The following is a 2776-nucleotide window of genomic DNA, read 5'->3' on the forward strand; positions in this document are numbered from 1 at the left end:
TTCACCGCTTTATCCGATGAAACCATCACCATACTCTCTACACCGATTTCATGCGCGACTTGCGCGACATTTCGCGTCCCGTAGATGTTATTCTTCACAGCTTCTAGTGGATTCGCTTCCATAAGCGGCACATGTTTATGCGCCGCGGCATGATAAATCACATCGGGCAAATGAGTTGTCATCACGTCACGCAGACGCTTGATGTCTTGGATATCCACGATGAGTGGTAATAATTCGACGTTGGATGTCCGTTCTCCTAGTTCGCGATGAATTTGGTAGATCGAATGCTCGCCATGTCCTAATAGCAAAATCTTTTTCGGCTCAAAGTCCATGATTTGGCGACAAATTTCTGAACCGATCGAACCACCGGCACCCGTTACTAATACGGTTTTGTTCGTCAAGTTATCCGCAATTTTGGCTAAGTCTAGCTGTACGGGATCGCGTCCAAGTAAATCCTCGACATCGACTTCCTGCACCTGACTCACGCTCAGTTTGCCCGACAAAATATCTGCCATTTTCGGCATCGTTTTTATGACGAGTCCCGTTGCCACGGCTTGCTTGGTAATCGCTTGAAGCGTCGTGCTTGGCATCGATGGCATCGCGATAATCAGTTGTACCGCCTGTGTTTTAGCGACAAGCACCGCCAAGTTTTCCATCCCGCCAAGTACTGGCACGTCTAGCAATCTCGTCTTCTGCTTCTTCTTGTCATCATCAATAAATCCGACTGGGCGCACATCTGATTTCGCATCTTTTTGCAGTTGTTGCACTAGTTGCGTTCCCGCCTCACCGGCACCGATGATGAGCGTGCGCACCGATTGGCTCTGCACCCTGTGTTGCGAACGATCGCGGCGTAACCTTACCAGCAAACGCGTGCCACCGATCAATAACAACTGGGCGATAAAAAGGAAGAGGAAGAAGCGAATCTCGAGGTTAGCAAATCCTGTCATAGCAACGACTACAAACATACTTACCGCGAATGCCAGGCTCACCACTTTTACGATGGCGACTAAGTCTTTTACACTCGTATGTGTCCACGTCCTGCCTTGTAACCGAAACCCTACCGCGAAAATATGGTAAGCGACAGTCAGCACGACGGCAGTCACTACCGGATTCCCGTTCGCCGCACCATAAAATGCAAGCACTGCGGCCAACCAAATCATACTCGTATCCACCATCGACCAAAGACCAACTCTCCTCAAAATTTCCATTCTTCATTACCTCCACTTTCCGCCAGCGGATATCTCACCGTGGACTCACATTTTATAAATTAGCATCAAAACCAAGGGCTGTCGTTTTGTCCGCAAACGTTCTTCCTAAAAAGTTCTTCGTATCTAAAATCGCCGTCGCATTCGTGGCAATCTTCGTCACGTCCATATCTTCATGACACGTGAGTAAAACGACTAAATCATATGCGGCGACACGATCGTAATCGAGCGGAATACTTTGTTGCGTTCCGTTTTCATGATCGATAAAAGAGGTAGCGCGCGTATCTAGAAAATCCACAGTCGCTCGTTGTTTCGTCAGCAATTCGTGAATATCCAACGCTGGTGATTCGCGTAAGTCTGAAATATTTTCCTTGTACGCCATTCCGACAAGCAGAATTTTACTTGTTGTTAAGGACTTCCCTTCCTTGTTTAGCGCCATCATTGCTTTGCGGGCAACGTGCTCCGGCATGTTCTTGTTGACATCTTGCGATAACTCGATGAAACGACTAAAGAAGTTGGATGATTTGGCTTTCCATGACAGATACATCGGGTCAAGCGGGATACAGTGACCGCCAATTCCAGGGCCTGGCGTGAATTTCATAAAGCCAAATGGTTTCGTCGCGGCCGCATCGATCGTTTCCCAAATATTGATATCTAATTTCTCGGCTAACATCGCCATCTCGTTGATAAAAGCGATGTTGACACTACGGAATGTGTTTTCCAGTAGTTTACTCATTTCGGCAATTTCAGTCGTGCTGACGGGAACAACTTGATCGATAATCTGATCGTAGACGTTTACCGCATAATCTTTAGAGGCTTCACTGATGCCACCGACTACTTTCGGTGTGTTTTGAACAGTAAAACGTTTGTTGCCAGGATCGACACGTTCTGGTGAATAGGCTGCGAAAAAGTCTGTGTCTAGGCGCAAACCTTGCTTTTCGAAACCTTGACTGATGACTTCGCGCGTTGTTCCTGGATATGTGGTGCTTTCTAAGACGATAAGGGCGCCTTTTTTGAGGTTTGGAGAAATAGCTGTCATCGCTGACTCGATAAAACGCATATCTGGTTCAAATGAAGCGGTTAGCGGTGTTGGGACACAGATGATGATGATATCGGCTTGCTTGATGGTTGTCGCATCGGTTGTCGCGGTTAATTTTTGTTTTGTGACAAGTTCGCTTACGATTTCTGATGGGATATCGCTAATATCGGATGTGCCAGCGTTGATTGTGGCTACTTTTTTAGCGCTTGGATCGTAGCCTGTCACGGTGAACCCTGCTTTGGCGAATGATACGGCAAGCGGAAGTCCGACATAGCCTAGACCCATAATCGTAATTTTGGCAGTGCGATTTTCGATTTGTACTTTATGTTGTGGCTTCATTAATTTGTGCTCCTTTATCCGTTTTTTTGGCGGTGAGTAAATAATTGATGATGATCGCGAGGAGTAGGCCGTGTGTCAGGAAAGTCGTGATGAGAGAGGAATCGATCAAGCTCCAAATGGGCATGGCGAGAAGTACGACACTGAGTAGGAAGTGATTATGTTTCGCGATGCTGTCGTAAATCCATAAGATGAC

General features: G+C 46.9%; 2 protein-coding genes and 1 pseudogene. All 3 read right to left on the reverse strand.

Annotation, left to right across the window (positions count from 1 at the left end; all coding sequences use genetic code 11):
* Positions 1-1208, reverse strand: a 1208-nt coding sequence (locus HCJ54_RS15220; protein ID WP_187138253.1) for a polysaccharide biosynthesis protein, incomplete at its 3' end; no start/stop codon positions are given.
* A gap of 52 nt (positions 1209-1260) precedes the next feature.
* A complete protein-coding gene (locus HCJ54_RS15225; RefSeq protein WP_187138254.1) occupies positions 1261-2583 on the reverse strand; it encodes a nucleotide sugar dehydrogenase in 1323 nt (440 codons plus the stop codon).
* A pseudogene (locus HCJ54_RS15230) lies at positions 2567-2776 on the reverse strand (hypothetical protein); the annotation flags it as partial. The gene HCJ54_RS15225 and the pseudogene HCJ54_RS15230, both read right to left, overlap by 17 nt.

This window comes from Listeria grandensis (assembly GCF_014322885.1).
Classification (GTDB): domain Bacteria; phylum Bacillota; class Bacilli; order Lactobacillales; family Listeriaceae; genus Listeria_A; species Listeria_A grandensis.